General features: G+C 55.2%; 17 protein-coding genes. 8 read left to right on the forward strand and 9 right to left on the reverse strand.

Translation table 11 applies throughout. The features are described 5' to 3' along the window. Positions 1 to 64: 64 nt before the first annotated feature. The 7 genes from tyrR to pspA all read right to left on the reverse strand — a co-directional run bounded on the left by tyrR (position 65) and on the right by pspA (position 5,895). A complete protein-coding gene (gene tyrR / locus VH86_RS04930; protein ID WP_034821366.1) occupies positions 65 to 1,630 on the reverse strand; it encodes a transcriptional regulator TyrR in 1,566 nt (521 codons plus the stop codon). Positions 1,631 to 1,843: 213 nt separating this feature from the next. Further along, complete coding sequence (locus VH86_RS04935) at positions 1,844 to 2,917, reverse strand: YcjF family protein (RefSeq protein ID WP_045832130.1); 1,074 nt, start codon at positions 2,915 to 2,917, stop codon at positions 1,844 to 1,846. Next, positions 2,914 to 4,311, reverse strand: a complete 1,398-nt coding sequence (locus tag VH86_RS04940; RefSeq protein WP_045832131.1) for a YcjX family protein — start codon at positions 4,309 to 4,311, stop codon at positions 2,914 to 2,916. The genes VH86_RS04935 and VH86_RS04940 overlap by 4 nt, the downstream gene beginning before the upstream one ends. Beyond that, positions 4,292 to 4,540, reverse strand: coding sequence for a phage shock protein PspD (gene pspD, locus VH86_RS04945; RefSeq protein WP_045814419.1), 249 nt, complete (start codon positions 4,538 to 4,540; stop codon positions 4,292 to 4,294). Before pspD ends, VH86_RS04940 begins: the two co-directional genes overlap by 20 nt. A gap of 57 nt (positions 4,541 to 4,597) precedes the next feature. Further along, positions 4,598 to 4,945: an envelope stress response membrane protein PspC gene (gene pspC / locus VH86_RS04950; protein ID WP_045814418.1), complete on the reverse strand. Its 348-nt coding sequence runs from the start codon at positions 4,943 to 4,945 to the stop codon at positions 4,598 to 4,600. Continuing rightward, positions 4,942 to 5,169: an envelope stress response membrane protein PspB gene (gene pspB, locus VH86_RS04955; protein ID WP_034821383.1), complete on the reverse strand. Its 228-nt coding sequence runs from the start codon at positions 5,167 to 5,169 to the stop codon at positions 4,942 to 4,944. The genes pspC and pspB overlap by 4 nt, the downstream gene beginning before the upstream one ends. A 60-nt stretch (positions 5,170 to 5,229) precedes the next feature. Continuing rightward, entirely contained in the window at positions 5,230 to 5,895 is a 666-nt protein-coding gene (pspA, locus tag VH86_RS04960) for a phage shock protein PspA (protein ID WP_038646734.1), read from the reverse strand. Positions 5,896 to 6,058: 163 nt separating this feature from the next. Here pspA and pspF point away from each other — a divergent pair, with 163 nt between their 5' ends. The 8 genes from pspF to VH86_RS05005 all read left to right on the forward strand — a co-directional run bounded on the left by pspF (position 6,059) and on the right by VH86_RS05005 (position 15,340). Then, the gene (gene pspF, locus VH86_RS04965) at positions 6,059 to 7,057 is read left to right on the forward strand and encodes a phage shock protein operon transcriptional activator (protein ID WP_045832184.1); all 999 of its coding nucleotides are present in this window, start codon (positions 6,059 to 6,061) and stop codon (positions 7,055 to 7,057) included. 676 nt (positions 7,058 to 7,733) lie between these two features. After that, complete coding sequence (gene sapA, locus VH86_RS04975; protein ID WP_045832133.1) at positions 7,734 to 9,356, forward strand: ABC transporter substrate-binding protein SapA; 1,623 nt, start codon at positions 7,734 to 7,736, stop codon at positions 9,354 to 9,356. Positions 9,357 to 9,358: 2 nt separating this feature from the next. Further along, positions 9,359 to 10,324, forward strand: coding sequence for a putrescine export ABC transporter permease SapB (sapB, locus tag VH86_RS04980; protein ID WP_038646729.1), 966 nt, complete (start codon positions 9,359 to 9,361; stop codon positions 10,322 to 10,324). Then, complete coding sequence (sapC, locus tag VH86_RS04985) at positions 10,311 to 11,201, forward strand: putrescine export ABC transporter permease SapC (RefSeq protein WP_038646727.1); 891 nt, start codon at positions 10,311 to 10,313, stop codon at positions 11,199 to 11,201. The genes sapB and sapC overlap by 14 nt, the downstream gene beginning before the upstream one ends. Continuing rightward, positions 11,201 to 12,196: a putrescine export ABC transporter ATP-binding protein SapD gene (gene sapD, locus VH86_RS04990; RefSeq protein WP_038646725.1), complete on the forward strand. Its 996-nt coding sequence runs from the start codon at positions 11,201 to 11,203 to the stop codon at positions 12,194 to 12,196. Before sapC ends, sapD begins: the two co-directional genes overlap by 1 nt. Before the next feature lie 2 nt (positions 12,197 to 12,198). After that, the gene (sapF, locus tag VH86_RS04995; RefSeq protein WP_038650074.1) at positions 12,199 to 13,002 is read left to right on the forward strand and encodes a putrescine export ABC transporter ATP-binding protein SapF; all 804 of its coding nucleotides are present in this window, start codon (positions 12,199 to 12,201) and stop codon (positions 13,000 to 13,002) included. Between the two features lie 140 nt (positions 13,003 to 13,142). After that, a complete protein-coding gene (gene fabI, locus VH86_RS05000) occupies positions 13,143 to 13,931 on the forward strand; it encodes an enoyl-ACP reductase FabI (RefSeq protein WP_007892455.1) in 789 nt (262 codons plus the stop codon). 287 nt (positions 13,932 to 14,218) lie between these two features. Further along, positions 14,219 to 15,340: an oxidoreductase gene (locus VH86_RS05005; RefSeq protein ID WP_045832134.1), complete on the forward strand. Its 1,122-nt coding sequence runs from the start codon at positions 14,219 to 14,221 to the stop codon at positions 15,338 to 15,340. Here VH86_RS05005 and VH86_RS05010 read toward each other — a convergent pair. Next, a complete protein-coding gene (locus VH86_RS05010) occupies positions 15,337 to 16,233 on the reverse strand; it encodes a LysR family transcriptional regulator (protein WP_045832185.1) in 897 nt (298 codons plus the stop codon). The two genes, VH86_RS05005 and VH86_RS05010, sit on opposite strands and share 4 nt — an antisense overlap. A 252-nt stretch (positions 16,234 to 16,485) precedes the next feature. Then, the gene (locus tag VH86_RS05015; protein WP_045832135.1) at positions 16,486 to 18,075 is read right to left on the reverse strand and encodes a PTS transporter subunit EIIC; all 1,590 of its coding nucleotides are present in this window, start codon (positions 18,073 to 18,075) and stop codon (positions 16,486 to 16,488) included. Between the last annotated feature and the right edge of the window lie 221 nt (positions 18,076 to 18,296).

Raw genomic sequence — 18,296 nt, forward strand, 5'->3', positions numbered from 1 at the left:
TAAGGGGTTCACTTCATTTGTGAAGTGCGCCCTTTTTTATGGCAGCGAGCTATGCGCTAGCAGGTCATTCACTTTCGCCACGTTTTTGCCCTAAACCGTATTCGCGCAATTTGTTGGCTATCGCGGTATGCGAGACACCCAGGCGTTTTGCCAGTTTGCGCGTGCTGGGATAAGACAAATAGAGCCGCGTCAGCACCGAACGCTCGAAACGGCTGGTGATCTCATCCAGCGAACCTTCCATCGCTTCTTCGCCCAACGTCACATCTAATGCCTGCTCAGGCAGAATGATGTCCTGAGGACGTAACTCGTAGCCTTCCAGCTGCGTCAGTGCACGATACAGCGCATTCTTTAACTGTCGCACGTTACCCGGCCAGTTATAGCGCGTCAGGAACGGCGCGAGCTGCGGTGACAAACGCGGACGCGGCAGCCCCTGCTCATCGGCAAAGCGCGCCACAAACATCTCCGTCAGCGGCAGGATGTCCAGCGGACGCTCTCGCAACGGCGGCAAATTGAGCGTCAGTACATTAAGGCGGTAAAACAGGTCTTCACGGAACTCACCCCGTTGCACCAGCTCGATCAGGTTCTTCTGCGTGGCACAAATGACGCGCACATCCACATGCACTTCATGTTCTTCACCCACGCGACGGAAAGTGCCATCGTTGAGGAAGCGCAGCAGTTTTGTCTGCATGCGCGGTGACATCTCACCAATCTCATCCAGCAGCACCGAGCCGCCGTTGGCCTGTTCAAAGAAGCCTTTCTTGCCTTCCAGCGCGTTCGGATAAGCGCCCGCCGCGTGACCAAAAAGCTCGCTCTCAGCCACATCATCCGGCAGAGACGCACAATTAAGGGCCAGGAAGGGTTTTTTACCGCGTGCGCTGCGCAGATGGCAGGCGCGTGCCAGCATATCTTTGCCGGTGCCGGTATCGCCGACAATCAGCAGCGGCGCATCATGCATCGCCAGTTTACGTGCCTGATCGATCACCTGACGCATTTTCGGCGTCACTGCCACGATGTGGTCAAATTCCGACTCATCCGTCACGGTGAGATTTTGCAGCTGGCGGCCCATGCGGGCGGTGGATTTCAGCGTGATCATTGCGCCGACGGGCTGATCGCTCTGCCCCTCTTCTTCTGCCAGATAAATCGGTCGGGCTTCCATCAGGAAATCACGTCCCTGAATAACAACGTGATGTGCCTGGGCTTCCACACGCTCATTCTCGATCCAGCGCTGGAAATTGAAACCGGTGATCAGGGTTGCGGCGTTCTGATTACGCAGCTTCTGTTCATCGAGATTAAACAGGTTCTGCGCTGCCGGGTTGGCAAGTTCCACCTTGCATTTAAGGTCGATAGAGAACACCGGTTCCGGCATAGCAATCAGCAATGCACTCAACGCGCGATGTTCACGCTCAGAGGGCATGTAGCTTACGGTGCGCACATCTGTTACGCCCGGTGTACGACGGATTTCCGCCATCAGCGTACTAAAGGGTTCGAATTCAAGGGCAGAAAAGTTGAGATAGATGCGACCGAGTGGCGCAATTTCAATACCGCGCAGGTCGATGTTGCGCGCAACCAGCAGGTCGAGTAGCTCGCGCGCCAGACCGATGCGGTCCTGGCAGAAAACTTCCAAACGCATTGCGATGAGCCTTAGTCAGGTTTTGATTTTAGAGATAATACGCTAACTTGCAGCGCCTCAGAAGAGGCCTGTCATGAAAAGTTGACAGTTTGAGGCAGGTGACGCGGAGAAGTGTAGCGGAACAACCCACAATAATCCCGCCAAATATCACATTTAACAAAGATAATTTCACCTTCCACCTGATTGGCAGCGTGAAAGGTGAACAACAGGACATTATTTAGCAGCCTGCCCTGCTTTACCCCCACTCTTAGACAGGGATTCTTTTAGCTGAACCAATAGTTCCCGACGGAAATCTCCGAGACGCGGCTTATCATCTTCCAGCCATGGCAGCGGGCGGCACAGTTCCATGGCTTTGATACCCAGACGCGCGGTCAGCAAACCGGCGCCAATGCCCTGAGCGGCGCGGGCTGAGAGCCGTGCGGCGATGTCTTGCGACATCCAATCCATCCCCACTTCACGCACCAACTCGGAGGCGCCGGCAAAGGCCATATTCAGCAACACTAAACGAAACAGGTGGATGCGGCTGAAGTACCCCAACTCGATGCCATAAATAGCCGCAATGCGATTGACCAGCCGCAGGTTGCGCCAGGCGATAAATGCCATATCCACCAGCGCCAGTGGACTCACCGCAATCATCAACGTGGATTCCGCAGCGTGGCGGCTGATCTCACGATGCGCCTGACGATCCAGCACCGGTTGCACCAGTTGCGCGTAAAGCATCACGATTTCTCGGTCATTGTGGGTTTCATGCAGCGCCGCATGCCAGCGCTGCAGTGCCGGATGCGCCTGATCGAGCTGCGCCTGTTGAGCCAGCTTTTCGCAAAAAGCACGCCCTTTACCGATACCGTGGCTGTGTAGCAACTCTCGTCCGATATCCCTTTCTTCTGCTCGCTGGCGCAGCCGGTAAAGTCGACGCCATTCGCCGATCAATGCCCCGGCTCCGGCAACCACAATCAGACTTCCTGCTACACCGGTGCCGAGCGAAAACCAATCGTGCGTGATCCAGGCATCATGCATCCACTGAGCGCCCTGCGCGACCACGCTGATGCCAAAAATCCCCAGACCCGCACCTACCAACTTGCGCCATAAACTGCGTTTGGGGCGCAGCGCGGCCTCAACCACTTTTTCACCTTCGCCCTCTGCCAGCGGCTCCGACTCTTGGGTAGCAAGAAAAGCGCCCTCGCTTTCCTCACTGAAAGTGTGTGCCGCCCGCAGCGGTTGCTGCGCCTCCGCTTCGAGCGGTCGTGCAAAATCAATGCGCGGTTTTAAAGGGGTTTCGTCGCTCATCGCAATTTATCTCCAAGTAAAAATTCCAGCGCGGCATCCATGCGAATGTGCGGCAGCGGCCGATCGACATCCAACTGCTGCGGCCGGAACTGTTCAAACTGAAATCCTTGCTGTTGCCAGAACTGATGTCCGGGCAAACGTGGCGGCACTTCACCCGGATAGAAGGTCAGCGCTTCGCCGTCATGAAGACGATGACCGCGCAGCGCGGGCAGCTTTTCGCCACGATGATCCACCAGCCCACTTTCGGTGGCCTGCACCGACGCCAGTCCAAGACAATCCATGCTGATCCCTTCAAACGCCGCGTTTTGCCAGGCATCCTGAACCAACTGTTGTAACAGCGACACCATATTGGCGTGCTGATCGGCCGTGATATGGTCAGCTTTGGTGGCAGCAAACAAGAGTTTGTCGATGACCGGGGAAAACAGACGACGGAATAGCGTGCGCTGCCCGTAATGGAAGCTCTGCATCAATTGGGTCAGCGCCAGGCGCATATCATTGAACGCCTGCGGTCCGCTGTTTAACGGTTGCAGACAATCCACCAGCACAATCTGGCGGTCAAAACGCAGAAAATAATTTTTATAGAAACCTTTCACCACGTGCTGGCAGTAGTAGTTAAAACGTTGTTGCAGCACGGCAAAGTTACTGCCTGCAGGAGCCTGCAATAGCTTGCTGGCGTGAATCTCATCGACCTGTGGCCACGGGAAGAATTGCAGCGCCGGGGCGCCTGCCATATCGCCCGGCAGCACAAAGCGGCCTGGCTGGATAAAGTGCAATCCCTCGGTTTTGCACTGATGCAGATAATCAGTCCAGGCAGCAGCGATCTCCGCCAGACGATTTTCATCCGCGGGGGCAAAGGGATCGAGACCCTGTGACAAGCTGTGCCAGTGTGCCGCCCACTGCTGACGATCGCCCTGCAGCAACCCCATCATCTGTCGCGACCAGCTGAGATAATCCTGCGCCAGCATCGGCAGATCGAGCAACCATTCACCAGGGTAATCGACGATTTCCAGATACAGCGTGGCGGTATCTTTGAAATGGCGCAAAAGCGATTGTTCAGGCCGATAGCGCAGCGCCAGACGCATTTCGCTGACACCACGTGTCGGCGTTGGCCAGACGGGAGGCGTACCGTAGAGTTGCGCCAGACCTTCGTCATAGGTAAAACGCGGCGTGCCCAGTTCCCGCTGAGGCACACGTTTGACGCCGAGCAGGCGCTCTTCACGCACCACGGAAAACAGCGGCAAACGGGCGCCGCTGTGTACATTGAGAAGTTGGTTCACCAGCGAGGTGATAAACGCGGTTTTTCCGCTGCGGCTCAGACCGGTTACGGCAAGGCGTAAGTGGCGGTCAACACCGCGGTTCATCAACGCGGCCAGTTCATTTTGCAGTCTTTTCATCCATCTCCCTGACGAAACGTGCGGACAGGCGTTTGAATGCCTTACTCAGCAACGGTTCCAGGGCGGCCGCCAGAAGCAGGCGCAACGGGCGACGCGCCACCGATTTCACTGCCCAGCCAGCTAACCCGCCGGGACCATAGGTTACTGCACTGATGATGATGAATTTCCCCGCCGACTTCAACGCAGGTGTTGCGCGGCGGCGCAGAGCAGTCATACGCGGATTGTACATCTCCACTCCTTAAGAATATGCGATGAAGCGGACCCGCTGTGGGCCCGGCGGAAATAATCAGATTTGGCGGAAGCGACTGCGCACGCTGAAGGTCTCTGAAGTGACGTAACGCTCGATATCTCGCACGTTGCGCTCATCACTTTTCAACGATGTTTCCAGCTCATCCAGCAAATCACGTGCCGTTGGCGTGTGTTGATCCGGCGCATCCGCGGGCTTTTCATCCAGCACAAAGCCCAGGATGAAGTACGCCAGCACGGTAAACATAAACAGCCCGAAGAACAGTGACAGCACCACAATCACACGCAACAGGCGCACCGGAATATCGAGATACTCGGCCAGACCGGCGCAAACACCGCGAATTTTCCCCTGCTGCGGGATGCGCCACAATTTGCGGCCATTCATCATGGTTGCCTCCAGTTCGGATGTTCTGCATCCAGAATCGCTTCGAGTGCTTCCACGCGTTCACGCATGCGGCGCGCGTCCTGGGTCAACTGTTGCAGACGCTGCATATCGCCTGATGACAATTCCGCGCCACCGTTGCGTTTGTTGCTGTAGTGCAGCCATAACCAGATCGGCGCTACAAAGAGCACGAAGATCGTCAGGGGTATGGCGAGAAAAAGTGCGCTCATTGACTCTCCTTAATCATTAACACCCTGGTCACGGGGCTCAGCGTAGAGCCCCACGCCCATTTACTCGCTGCGGTTCATTTTGGCTTTCAGCGCCGCCAGCTGCTGGCTGATTTCGTCGTCAGCTTTCAGCTCGGCGAACTCCTGGTCAAGACCTTTTGGCTTACCAAAACGCTGGCTTTCCGCTTCCGCTTCCATGTGGTCAATGCGGCGTTCGAACGATTCGAAGCGCGCCATGGCTTCATCCAGCTTGCCGCTGTCCAACTGACGGCGCACATCGCGGGAAGAGGACGCTGCCTGATGACGCAGCATCAATGCCTGCTGGCGTGCGCGGGTTTCGCTGAGTTTTTTCTCCAGCTCACCGATCTCACCTTTCATGCGATCTAATGTTTCTTCAACCTGAATGGCTTCTTGCTTGAGTGCTGCAATCAGATCGGTCAGTTTCTGTTTTTCAATCAGCGCAGAGCGCGCCAAATCTTCTTTTTCTTTGCTGATGGCTAACTCGGCTTTTTCCTGCCATTCAGCCTGCTGAACTTCGGCCTGCTCAATTCGGCGCAGCAACTGTTTCCTTTCTGCCAGCGCGCGCGCTGACGTGGAGCGAACTTCCACCAGCGTGTCTTCCATTTCCTGAATCATCAGGCGTACCAGTTTCTGCGGATCTTCGGCGCGTTCCAGCAGGGAATTGATGTTAGCGTTCACGATGTCGGCGAAACGAGAAAAAATACCCATAATGATGTTCCTCTGATTGTCATGTGGTTGTGCGGTGCACGGTTTCTTAATACAAATGGCGTGCCAACTTTTAATTTATTGATTTTATAGAATTTGCATATTTTACATTCGAGTAAGCAACCATTAATATAGTGAAATTGATTAACCAGTGGCGAAATTCATCATGGCAAATGGCAGTGACAACCTGTTGGGCGAATCAAACAACTTCCTGGAGGTGCTGGAGCAGGTTTCGCGTCTCGCGCCGCTGGAAAAACCGGTATTGGTGATAGGCGAGCGAGGAACCGGCAAAGAGTTGATTGCCAGCCGCTTGCACTATCTCTCCGATCGCTGGCAAGGGCCCTTTGTGTCGCTTAACTGCGCGGCACTGAATGAAAACCTGCTGGATTCTGAACTGTTTGGCCACGAGGCCGGTGCGTTTACCGGCGCGCAAAAACGTCATCTTGGCCGCTTTGAGCGTGCTGACGCCGGCACTTTATTCCTCGATGAGCTGGCGACCGCGCCGATGCTGGTGCAGGAGAAATTGCTACGCGTCATCGAATACGGTCAGTTGGAGCGTGTGGGAGGCAATCAGTCCTTGCAGGTCAATGTGCGTCTGGTGTGTGCCACCAATGAAGATTTACCTGCACTGGCTGCGGCAGGAAAATTCCGCGCGGATCTACTCGATCGTCTCGCCTTTGATGTGGTGCAACTCCCACCGTTACGCGAACGTCGCAGCGATATTCTAGTGATGGCCGAGCATTTTGCTATCCAGATGTGCCGCGAACTCGGCCTGCCGCTGTTTCCCGGCTTCAGCGAGCGCGCTCAGCTCACGCTACTCACCCACAGTTGGCCCGGCAATGTACGTGAATTGAAGAATGTGGTGGAACGCTCGGTGTATCGCCATCACAGCGCAGAGCAGGAACTGGATAATATCATCATCAACCCGTTCGCGCCGCGCAGCGCCGCGCCTGAAAGCCCCCCCGAACCCAACACCAGCGGCTTACCCGCCCTGCCACTCGATCTGCGCCAGTGGCAAAACCAGCAGGAGCGCGATTTGGTCGAAGCCAGCTTGCAACAGGCAAAATACAACCAACGCCGCGCCGCCGAGTTACTGCGGGTCACCTACCATCAGTTACGCGCCATGATGAAAAAGCACGGCATCCAGGCACGGGATGAGGATTAAACAACAAGAACGCGCGCTGCAAACGCTGCGCCGCAGAGTTACTGTGGGTGATTTACCAACAATTACGATCAATGATGATAAGCACGATGTTCAGGTGCGTGATGAGGATTAACCATTGGGTAACGTTAGCCACATAAGCTGAATAAGCTCACCTGGTAGTTTCCTGGAATACAACGAGGTTTCACTGCAAGCAGAAAAATCCCCATATCATCATTAAGTCGGTTAAGAGATGTTTCAAAAACAGCTCAAGTGTGGGTCGGTTTTCCCTATAGCTTTTGTGCTGATGCAAGGCGGCAAGTGCGCTAATCCCCGGGAGCATACATCAGTATGTGGCCGGGGTTAGCGCGCGCAGCTAACGCAGCAGCAGCGCAAAAGATGACGGGAAAAACGACACACAAAAAAAAGCCCGCATTAGATGCGGGCAACTTAATACTGGAAGCAATGTGAGCAATGTCGTGCTCTTCTTCGGTAGAGCCACCGTCGAAGCGCAGAAGAATAATAATCATTCTTATTATCATCTGTAAAGCCCTAATTGAGAATTTTTCTCATTTCCACACTAACATTGTGATTACCTCCTCGCCAGATTGGCGAAAAACAACGCAGAACCATCATGAATTTGGGGAGTGCGTGACGTTTGCGATACACTCACGCTATTGCCTCAGAATCGTTGAGTTCTATGCCAAAATTATTCTCCTCGCTGCTGCTCGGTCTCAGCGTATTGAGTGCGTCTGCGCTGGCCGCGCCAACCAATAACATCCGTAATAGCGGTTTTGTTTATTGCGTCAATGGCACGGTCAATACCTTTAATCCACAAATGGTCAGCAGCGGCCTTGTGGTGGATACGCTGGCGGCACAGCTCTATGACCGCCTGCTGGATGTGGACCCCTACACTTATCGTCTGATTCCTGACCTGGCACAGAGCTGGGAAGTGCGCGATAACGGCGCCACTTACCGTTTTCATCTGCGCAAAGATGTCTCTTTCCAGCACACCAACTGGTTTAAACCCACACGCAAAATGAATGCCGATGACGTGGTGTTCAGCTTTGCGCGTATGTTTGATCGCCAGCATCCGTGGCATAACGTCAACGGTGGCAGCTATCCTTATTTCGATAGTTTGCAGTTCTCTGACTCGGTACAAAGCGTTAAAAAGCTGGACAACGACACGGTAGAAATCCGTCTCAACAGTCCGGACGCCTCTTTCCTCTGGCACATTGCTACGCATTACGCGCCGATACTGTCGCAGGAATACGCCGACACGCTGACGGCGAAAGGCCAGCAGGAGCGCCTGGATCGCGAGCCGGTGGGCACCGGGCCGTTTCAGCTGAGCGAGTACCGTACCGGGCAATATCTGCGCCTGGCGCGTAATCCGCAGTACTGGAAAGGTGTGCCGCGGCTGCAACAGGTGGTGATCGATCTTGGCGTGGGTGGAACAGGACGTCTTTCGAAGTTGCTCACAGGTGAATGTGATGTGCTGGCTTATCCGGCGGCCAGCCAGCTCTCGATTTTGCGTGATGACCCGCGTCTGCGCATGACGCTGCGTCCTGGCATGAACATCGCCTATTTAGCGTTCAATACGCGTAAACCGCCACTGGATCGCCCGGAAGTGCGTCACGCGCTGGCACTGGCCATTAATAACGAACGCCTGATGGAATCGATCTATTACGGCACCGCTGAAACCGCCGCCTCCATTTTACCGCGAGCGTCCTGGGCGTATGATAATGATGCGCGGGTCACCGAATACAATCCGACCAAAGCCCGTGAAGCGCTGAAAGCGCTCGGGCTGGAAGATCTGCACTTGCGACTGGTGGTGCCTACCACCTCACAATCCTGGAACCCCAGCCCACTGAAAACCGCTGAACTGCTGCAAGCCGACTTGGCTCAGGTTGGCGTGCGCGTCACCATCGCCCCGGTGGAGGGCCGTTTCCAGGAAGCGCAGTTGATGGCGATGAATCATGATCTGACGCTGACCGGCTGGGCGACAGACAGTAACGACCCGGATAGCTTCTTCCGGCCGCTGTTGAGCTGTGCAGCCATCCGCTCGCAAACCAACTTTGCGCACTGGTGTTCACCGGCCTTTGATGAATCATTGCAACGGGCGTTGTTGTCGCAGCAACTTTCGGCGCGCATCGACAGCTACGATCAGGCACAGCAAATTCTGGCGCGGGAATTACCGGTATTGCCGCTGGCGTCATCGTTGCGTTTACAGGCATATCGCCATGATATTAAAGGTCTGGTGCTCAGTCCGTTTGGGAATGCCTCGTTTGCCGGGGTTTACCGTGATGAGAGCAGCGAGGAATAAGCATGATCATCTATATACTGCGTCGCCTGCTGTTGCTGCTGATCACCCTGTTTTTATTGTCACTAGTGAGTTTCAGTCTGAGCTACTTTACGCCGAATGCGCCGCTGGAAGGTGCCTCGCTGTTCGATGCCTGGTGGTTCTGGTTTAGAGGCCTGCTGCAATTCGACTTCGGTGTTTCCAGCACCAACGGCCAGCTGATCGATCTGCAACTGCGCGAGGTGTTCCCCGCCACGCTGGAGCTTTGCATACTGGCCTTCATGCTGGCGCTGTTGGTGGGTATTCCGCTGGGAATTTGCGCGGGCGTGATGCGCAAAAAATGGCAGGATAAAGCCATCAGCGCACTGGCTCTGCTGGGCTTCTCGATGCCGGTGTTCTGGCTGGCACTGCTGTTCACCCTGTTCTTCTCCCTGACGCTGGGCTGGCTGCCGGTTTCCGGACGGTTTGATCTGCTCTACCCGGTACAAAACGTGACCGGCTTTGCACTGATTGATGCCTGGCTGAGCCCTTCACCGTGGCGCCATGAGATGTTGATGAGTGCCCTGACGCATATGATTTTGCCGGTGGTGGTACTGGCCGTCGCACCGACCACCGAGGTGATTCGTTTACTGCGCAGCAGCACCAGCGATGTGATGGATAAAAACTATGTGAAAGCGGCGGCCACGCGCGGATTATCTCGCTTCACCGTGATTCGCCGCCATGTGCTGCACAACGCGCTTCCGCCCGTGATCCCGCGTCTGGGTTTACAGTTTTCCACCATGCTGACGCTGGCGATGATTACGGAAGTGGTGTTCAACTGGCCGGGCATTGGCCGCTGGTTGATCAACGCCATTCGTCAGCAGGATTATGCGGCCATCTCTGCCGGTGTGATGGTGGTTGGCGGTCTGGTGATTCTGGTCAGCGTGCTGTCAGATATTCTAGGTGCGGCGCTTAATCCGTTGAAACACAAGGAATGGTATGCCCTTAGATAATATCTATGCAGAGACGAAGTTACCCAGCCCATTTCGTCTGTTCTGGCAGCGTTTTTATCGTGATACCAGCGGCATGATCGGATTGTACGGCTTTGGTACCCTACTATTCCTGTGCCTGTTTGGCGGCTTATTGTCGCCCTATGGCATCGATCAGCAGTTCCTCGGCTATCAGCTGTTGCCCCCTTCATGGTCGCGTTACGGGGATGTCTCCTTCTTCCTCGGTACCGATGATTTAGGCCGCGATGTATTGAGCCGCCTGCTGAGCGGCGTCGCGCCTACTGTCGGTTCGGCCATCATGGTGACGGTTTTAGCCGCGATTTGCGCCCTGATCCTGGGTGTGTTGGCCGGCGTTACCCACGGTTTGCGCTCTGCGGTCATGAACCACGTGCTGGATACCTTGCTCTCCATCCCTTCGCTGCTGCTGGCAATCATTGTGGTGGCCTTTTTAGGCCCACGCCTTGAACACGCCATGCTGGCGGTATTGCTGGCGATCATTCCGCGCCTGGTGCGGGAGATCTATACTGCGGTACATAACGAGATGGAAAAAGAGTATGTGGTGGCGCTGCGTCTGGATGGCGCGCGCAATCTGAATATTCTGTGGAACGCAGTGCTGCCCAATGTCCTGCCGCTGCTGGTCGGGGAATTTACGCGTTCACTCTCCATGGCCATTCTCGACATTGCCGCACTCGGTTTCCTCGATTTAGGGGCACAGCTGCCCTCACCTGAATGGGGAGCGATGCTGGGCGATGCGCTGGAGCTGATTTATGTCGCGCCCTGGACCGTGATGCTGCCCGGCGTCGCGCTGATGGTCAGTGTGTTGATCGTTAACCTGCTGGGCGATGGCATCCGTCGCGCCGTAGAAGCGGGAGCTGAATAATGCCGTTACTGGATATTCGTAATCTCACTATCGAGTTCATGACCTCAGAAGGTCCGGTGAAAGCCGTTGATCGCATTAACCTGACGCTCAGTGAAGGTGAAGTGCGTGGGCTGGTGGGTGAATCCGGCTCTGGCAAAAGCCTGATTGCGAAAGCGATTTGCGGCGTAACCAAAGATAACTGGCGCGTCACCGCCGATCGTATGGTGTTCGATGATATCGATTTGCTGCGTTTGACGCCGCGCGAACGACGCCGCATTGTCGGCCATAACGTGTCGATGATTTTCCAGGAACCGCAATCCTGTCTGGATCCCTCTGAAAGCATCGGCCGCCAGTTGATGCAGGCGATCCCACGCTGGACTTTTAAAGGGCGCTGGTATCAGCGTTTGTGGTTCTGGCGCAAAGCGCGTGCCATCGAGCTGTTGCACCGCGTGGGCATTAAAGACCACAAAGACATCATGCGCAGTTTCCCGTATGAATTGACGGAAGGTGAATGCCAGAAAGTGATGATCGCCATTGCGCTGGCCAATCAGCCGCGTCTGCTGATCGCCGATGAGCCGACCAATGCTATGGAACCGACCACGCAGGCACAAATATTCCGCTTGTTGAGCCGCCTCAACCAAAATAACAACACCACGATTTTGCTGATCAGTCATGACCTGCGCACCATGAGCCAGTGGGCGGATCGCATTAACGTGATGTACTGCGGACAGACCGTTGAAACCGCGCAGAGTGAAGATTTAATGGATACGCCGCATCATCCTTATACCCAGGCGCTGATCCGCGCAATGCCCGACTTTGGCAGTGCACTGCCGCATAAGAGCCGCCTGAACACACTGTCCGGTGCCATTCCTTCGCTTGAACATCTGCCGATTGGCTGTCGACTAGGGCCACGCTGTCCCTATGCGCAGCGTAAGTGTATTGAGACGCCGCGTCTCACCGGTACCAAATCGCATCTGTTTGCCTGTCACTTCCCGTTAAATGTGGAGGGGCAATGAGCATGGAAACCCTGCTGGAAGTGCGCAACCTGAGTAAAACCTATCGCTATCGCACCGGTCTGTTTCGCCGACAGCATGTTGAGGCGGTGAAAGGGGTAAGCTTCACCTTGCGCGAGAAGCAGACCTTAGCGGTTATTGGTGAGAACGGCTCAGGGAAATCCACGCTGGCGAAAATGTTGAGCGGCATGGTGGCCCCGACGGAAGGTGAGATGCTGATTGACGATCATCCGCTGGAGTATGGCGATTACGGTTATCGCAGTCAGCGTATTCGCATGATTTTTCAGGATCCATCGACCTCACTCAACCCGCGTCAGCGCGTCAGTCAGATTCTCGACTTTCCGCTGCGCCTGAATACCGATCTGGATGATGAAGCGCGGGAGAAGCGCATTATTGCCACGCTGCGTCAGGTGGGCTTGCTGCGCGATCACGCCGGTTACTATCCGCATATGCTGGCCCCCGGCCAGAAACAACGTCTGGCACTGGCTCGTGCACTCATCTTGCAACCGAAGGTCATTGTCGCGGATGAAGCGCTCGCCTCACTGGATATGACGATGCGCTCACAGCTGGTGAATCTGATGCTGGAACTGCAGGAGAAGCACGGCATCGCCTATATTTATGTGACGCAACATATCGGCATGATGAAGCACATTAGCGATCAGGTACTGGTGATGCATCAGGGTGAAGTGGTGGAACGCGGCGGCACGGCTGATGTGTTGGCCTCGCCACTGCATGACCTCACTAAACGGCTGATCACCAGCCATTTTGGCGAAGCCTTAACCGCCGAAGCCTGGCGCAAAGTTCGTTGATTGTTCATCACATCGCGAAAACGCGGTGCGATTTACCGCATTTGAGAGAGACGTGCTAGAATCCGCACGTCGATTAACGTCGGTCGCCTACTATTTAATCATTGCGACCGCCAACAACAATGACCATAAGGATTACAGCTATGGGTTTTCTTTCCGGTAAGCGCATTCTGATTACTGGCGTTGCCAGTAAACTCTCCATTGCCTACGGTATTGCACAGGCGATGCACAAACAGGGCGCAGAACTGGCTTTCACCTACCAGAACGACAAATTGAAAAGTCGTGTGGAAGAGTTCGCTAAAGATTTGGGTTCTGACATTGTTCTGCCTTGCGATGTGGCAGAAGACGAGAGCATCACTGCGCTGTTCACCGAACTGGCAAAAACCTGGCCAAAATTTGACGGCTTTGTTCACTCAATTGGTTTCGCACCTGGCGATCAGCTGGATGGTGACTACGTGAACGCCGTGACCCGTGAAGGCTTCAAAATCGCTCACGACATCTCTGCCTACAGCTTCGTTGCGATGGCGAAAGAGTGCCGTGCGATGCTGAACCCGAATTCAGCCCTGTTGACCCTGTCTTATCTGGGTGCAGAGCGCGCGATCCCGAACTACAACGTGATGGGTCTGGCTAAAGCGTCTCTGGAAGCCAACGTGCGTTACATGGCGAACGCGATGGGTCCTGAAGGTACGCGTGTTAACGCCGTATCCGCGGGTCCAATCCGTACCCTGGCAGCTTCAGGCATCAAAGATTTCCGTAAGATGCTGGCTCACTGTGAAGCCGTTACCCCGATTCGCCGTACTGTCACCATCGAAGACGTAGGTAACTCTGCGGCCTTCCTGTGCTCTGATCTGGCGGGTGGTATCACCGGTGAAGTGGTTCACGTTGATGGCGGCTTCAGCATTGCCGCGATGAACGAGCTGGAACTGAAATAAGTTCTGAAGGCGAGCCTGGTGCTCGCCTTTTTTCTTAGCGAAGTCTCGGCTGTCCTGACCGATTTTCGCCCTGTTCACTTTCGCCTGACTGCTCCCGCAAACTCACCTCTCCCTGCTCGCTACCGCTTGAAATTTCAGGCGTATAGATTCATTCGATCTTAATTATTCCCCTTCATTCTTTTGCCACAGCCAGTGCTTCAGCGACGATAAGCTAGCCTTTTGGTGGCGATGCGCTTTTCAGATTTGCCCGTCGCGTACCCAGACCGTTTTTTGCGCAAGGAATGACCATGGAACAACGCCGTTCTCCCGGCCATGACCACTGGTTTTATGAAAGCCAGACTCGCCCGCACACCCAGGCCACCGCGCCATTAGTGCCCGAAGCCGCCTATCTCGAAGATCGATTTTTATTAGGTCTGCAACAGGAAGCCACTGCTCTTCAGCCCCTGTTTACTCGCTTCCAGCCGGCGTTACTGGCCGCGCGCGATCTGAGCCAGATTTTGCTACCGGATACGCTGAGCAACTCGCTCACGCATACCTTAACGCTCTACGATCGTCTCAGTACCGCGTTAACGGTGGCGCAGGTTGCCGGTGTGCAGCGCCTGTGCAATCACTACTCCGCGCGCCTCAATCCGCTGCCGGGCCCGGATTCCTCCCGCGAGAGTAACAACCGCCTGACGCAAATCACCCAGTACGCGCGTCAATTGGCGATGCAACCGGCACTGATCAATGCCACGGGTATCAGCGCCCTGGATGCCGTCGGGCTCACAGAGCCAGATATCGTCACTCTTAATCAACTGGTGGGATTCGTCAGCTATCAGGCGCGAGTCGTCGCGGCACTGCAGGCCATGATGGGCTTGCCGGTACGCTGGATACCCGGCGTATCACCACCCGCGGATGCCGATCCGGCGCTTTTTGACCGAGACACCGCATGGCAGCACGCGCTCAAACCGGTTGAGTTGCGCTATGCCAGTGCCGATCAACTGGCGGCGATAACCTTTTGTCAGGGCATCGAAGGATTAGAGGACGCGATTTGGTTGCTGGTGCATGACGCGCAGGCGCTGTATGGCTGGGCGACTTTGCAACAGCGCATCGGCGAACATCATGACGAGCAATCCACATTGGCGCTGGCAACCAGCGCGCGCATTCTGGGTTGTCAGCGCCCGTTCACGCGCCATGCCGCTAGCCAGCGCGAAGCGTTGCTTGCAGATGTTGATAAAGCGGGAGAAGTGCAGCCGGTGATTGGCGTTAGCGCTCAGCTGGTTCGCATGCCAGAGCGCTTTAGCGCAGCGCACCTGCAGCCATTGCTGAATGCGGGATGGGGAACCGAGCGCATTTTTACGCTCTTGCAGACAGTGGCGTTTGCCAGCTGGCAGGATCGGTTATGGATGGCGCTGGGTGAAACTCGTTAATCCGGCAGATGGCGCCGCGCTTCGTCAAAGAAATGTTGAGCCAGCGGCGATGCTCTGCCCGGCTCAGCAATCACTAACGCGGCCTGGCGTCCCATGGGCGCCATCTCAATCGGCCTCCGCGCCAGATTTTGCAGCATCTCCGGCAGTAAATGTCCGCGCGGCGACACCATCACGCCTAATCCCACCTGCGCGCTCTGTAATAGCTGCATAATCGAGGCACTTTCCACAATCACTCGCGGTAACAAACCGGTTTCGCGTAGTTGGCTATCCACGTAACGACGGAAATAGCGCGTGGGTTCCGCAAGGCACAGCGGTTGCTGCGCCAGTTGCGAAAGTGAAACCGTTTCGTGTTGAAGTAAATCCGGGAAGTGCTGAGGATTAAAAATCGCCTCCACGCCGGGGTCTTTTAACAGCGCGGTCTGAAAGTGTAATTCTCGCAGAGCGGTGAGTTCGAAGAAGCCAATGCCACCGTCCACCGTATGGCTATTCAGTGCTTCCAGCAGTTGGTCGGCACTCATGGCGGAGACGCGATAATCCAGCTGCGGATAACGCGTTTCAACCGCTTTTAATAACGCCGGCAAGGCGACACTGCACTGTGGCATCACGCCCAGGCGCAGCGTGCCGTTAACGCCATGCTTCAGCGATTCGACTTCCAGCTTCAGGCCCGAGTAGACCGACACGATCTCACGCGCCCAGGTCAGCACGCGTTCCCCTTCTGGCGTAAAGCCGTCAAAGTTATTGCTGCGGTTAATTAGCGATAAACCCAGTTCACGCTCAAGGTTTTTTAACCGCATGGATAAGGTCGGCTGGCTGACAAAACTGGCCTCTGCCGCGCGGCCAAAATGGCGCTCACGCTCTAAATTACAGAGATATATCAATTGCTTGATGTCGATTTTGGCATCCACCTTAAAGTCACGATCGCGCTATGGTAGCAAACCCGCACCGCTTTATCCTGTTCACGGCGCAAAAAGCACGAAGGCCACCCTGCGGCAGCCTTCGATTGAAAGTTAATGCCCCACCCGGCGCTTATCTCCGGCACTCTTAATGGCTTAGCTCTTGAAGGGGCAAATCCATCTTCGCAAATTATGGCGAACTGGATTTAACATTGATTGCTCATTTTATTATTAGCCTGGTAACTAAATGTGTTACGCCACGCCTAATGCGCTTTTCACTTCGTTAGCAATTTTCTCCACCTGCGGACCATAAATCACCTGCACATCGTGCTCGCTGACACGGTTGATCCCGTTAGCGCCGGTGGTCAGCAGCGTTTGATCCACCACCTCTTTCATCTCTTTCACGCGCACCCGAAGGCGTGTGAAACAGCAATCGACGTCCTCTATATTGGCCTCGCCGCCCAACCCGCTGATGATCACCTGAGTGCGTTCATCCGCTGTCACCTGCGCGGTTTGCGGCTCCTCATCCGATTCTCGTCCAGGCGTTTCCACTCGCATGCGCGTGATGACAAAACGGAAGCCGTAGTAATAGATCGGTGCATAAATCACACCCAGTGCTACCGTCCACCACCATTGGGTTTTACTGCCGCCGAGAATACCGAACACCACCAGATCGATCGCGCCGCCCTGCACGTTGCCGATCATTAAATGCAGCATCGACATCAGCATAAATGACAGGCCGGTCAACAACGCATGCAGGATATAAAGCACCGGTGACACAAAGATAAAACAAAACTCCAGCGGTTCAGTGATGCCGGTGGTGAAGGAGGTCAACGCACCTGCCATCACTAGCGCTTTGACCCGCTGTTTATGCTCCGGGCGCGCGGTGTGGTAGATCGCCAGCGCAGCCGCAGGTAAGCCGAACATCATCACCGGGATTTTGCCCTGAGCCAGGAATTGGGTGGCGCTACGCACCGTCTCATCAGGTATAGCGCCCGGATTGGTGAGCGAAATGTTGAAGATATTCAGTGCACCGACAATGGTTTGCCCGTCCACCGTCGCCATGCCACCGATGGGGGTGAAACGCACCGTTTCATTGAGGATATGGTGCAAACCCGTGGGGATAAGCAGGCGTTCGCCGGTTCCCAGCAGAAACGCGCCGTACTGGCCGCTTTTCCCAATCATCTTGCCGACCCAGGCAATGCCTTCGCCGATCGTGGGCCAGATCAGCGCCAGCAGCACGCCAATCAGCGGCAAAACGATAACGGTGACGATGGGTACAAAGCGCCGCCCGCCGAAAAAGCTAATCGCCGTCGGCAATTGTTGCGTGTAAAAGCGATTATGCAGTGCCACGGTGACCAGCCCGGCAATCACGCCGCCAAGCACACTCATGTTGTAAGTAAAGATGCCCAGCATTTCGATGTACTCTGCCGAGGTCATCATCGCCGTGGTTTGATCCAGACCTGCTTGCTGCAAGGCCTCTGGGGTAGTGGTAGCCGCCGTCAGCCCTTTGGCCGCCAGCGTAGCACTGATGCCCACATTCATCACGACATAGCCAATGACTGCCGCAAAAGCCGCAGTAGGCTTCTCCGCTTTCGCCAGACCAATGGCGCTGGCAACGGCGAAGAACACGGGCAGATTGGCAAATAAGGCCGCCGCCACTTTGCGGATAAAGCCAATAATCAGTTGTGGTACCTGCAGATGGGCAAAGGCATCGCCGGTGACCGCGGGATTCTGCATCGCGGCAGCCAGGCCGAGAAAGATACCGGCAGCGGCAATAACGGAGATCGGCATCATTAATGCTTTACCGAAGGCATGAATTTGGCTGGCAAGATTCTTCATGGTGCGCGCCCTTTCATCGATGGAAAGAGCAATTATTAGCCAGTTATTGGATTCTCACGTCGCAGCCCGGTCCTGCCAGCGGGTAAAATTTGAACTGCATCACGCTTCTGCCAGCTTGAGCGCGATAAACGCCGCCTATCGCACCATTAAACCAATCAATTAGACAACTTTTGCTGTCAGTCGCACACTTTCCCACAACAGAAGTCATATTCTGATAACAA

This window comes from Pantoea sp. BL1 (genome assembly GCF_000963985.1).
Classification (GTDB): Bacteria; Pseudomonadota; Gammaproteobacteria; order Enterobacterales; family Enterobacteriaceae; genus Pantoea; species Pantoea rwandensis_B.

Bases quoted from the DNA above. Each gene is read 5' to 3' on its own strand.
- tyrR (WP_034821366.1), bottom strand. From the start codon at position 1,630: ATGCGTTTGGAAGTTTTCTGCCAGGACCGCATCGGTCTGGCGCGCGAG.
- VH86_RS04935 (WP_045832130.1), bottom strand. From the start codon at position 2,917: ATGAGCGACGAAACCCCTTTAAAACCGCGCATTGATTTTGCACGACCG.
- VH86_RS04940 (WP_045832131.1), bottom strand. From the start codon at position 4,311: ATGAAAAGACTGCAAAATGAACTGGCCGCGTTGATGAACCGCGGTGTT.
- pspD (WP_045814419.1), bottom strand. From the start codon at position 4,540: ATGTACAATCCGCGTATGACTGCTCTGCGCCGCCGCGCAACACCTGCG.
- pspC (WP_045814418.1), bottom strand. From the start codon at position 4,945: ATGATGAATGGCCGCAAATTGTGGCGCATCCCGCAGCAGGGGAAAATT.
- pspB (WP_034821383.1), bottom strand. From the start codon at position 5,169: ATGAGCGCACTTTTTCTCGCCATACCCCTGACGATCTTCGTGCTCTTT.
- pspA (WP_038646734.1), bottom strand. From the start codon at position 5,895: ATGGGTATTTTTTCTCGTTTCGCCGACATCGTGAACGCTAACATCAAT.
- pspF (WP_045832184.1), top strand. From the start codon at position 6,059: ATGGCAAATGGCAGTGACAACCTGTTGGGCGAATCAAACAACTTCCTG.
- sapA (WP_045832133.1), top strand. From the start codon at position 7,734: ATGCCAAAATTATTCTCCTCGCTGCTGCTCGGTCTCAGCGTATTGAGT.
- sapB (WP_038646729.1), top strand. From the start codon at position 9,359: ATGATCATCTATATACTGCGTCGCCTGCTGTTGCTGCTGATCACCCTG.
- sapC (WP_038646727.1), top strand. From the start codon at position 10,311: ATGCCCTTAGATAATATCTATGCAGAGACGAAGTTACCCAGCCCATTT.
- sapD (WP_038646725.1), top strand. From the start codon at position 11,201: ATGCCGTTACTGGATATTCGTAATCTCACTATCGAGTTCATGACCTCA.
- sapF (WP_038650074.1), top strand. From the start codon at position 12,199: ATGGAAACCCTGCTGGAAGTGCGCAACCTGAGTAAAACCTATCGCTAT.
- fabI (WP_007892455.1), top strand. From the start codon at position 13,143: ATGGGTTTTCTTTCCGGTAAGCGCATTCTGATTACTGGCGTTGCCAGT.
- VH86_RS05005 (WP_045832134.1), top strand. From the start codon at position 14,219: ATGGAACAACGCCGTTCTCCCGGCCATGACCACTGGTTTTATGAAAGC.
- VH86_RS05015 (WP_045832135.1), bottom strand. From the start codon at position 18,075: ATGAAGAATCTTGCCAGCCAAATTCATGCCTTCGGTAAAGCATTAATG.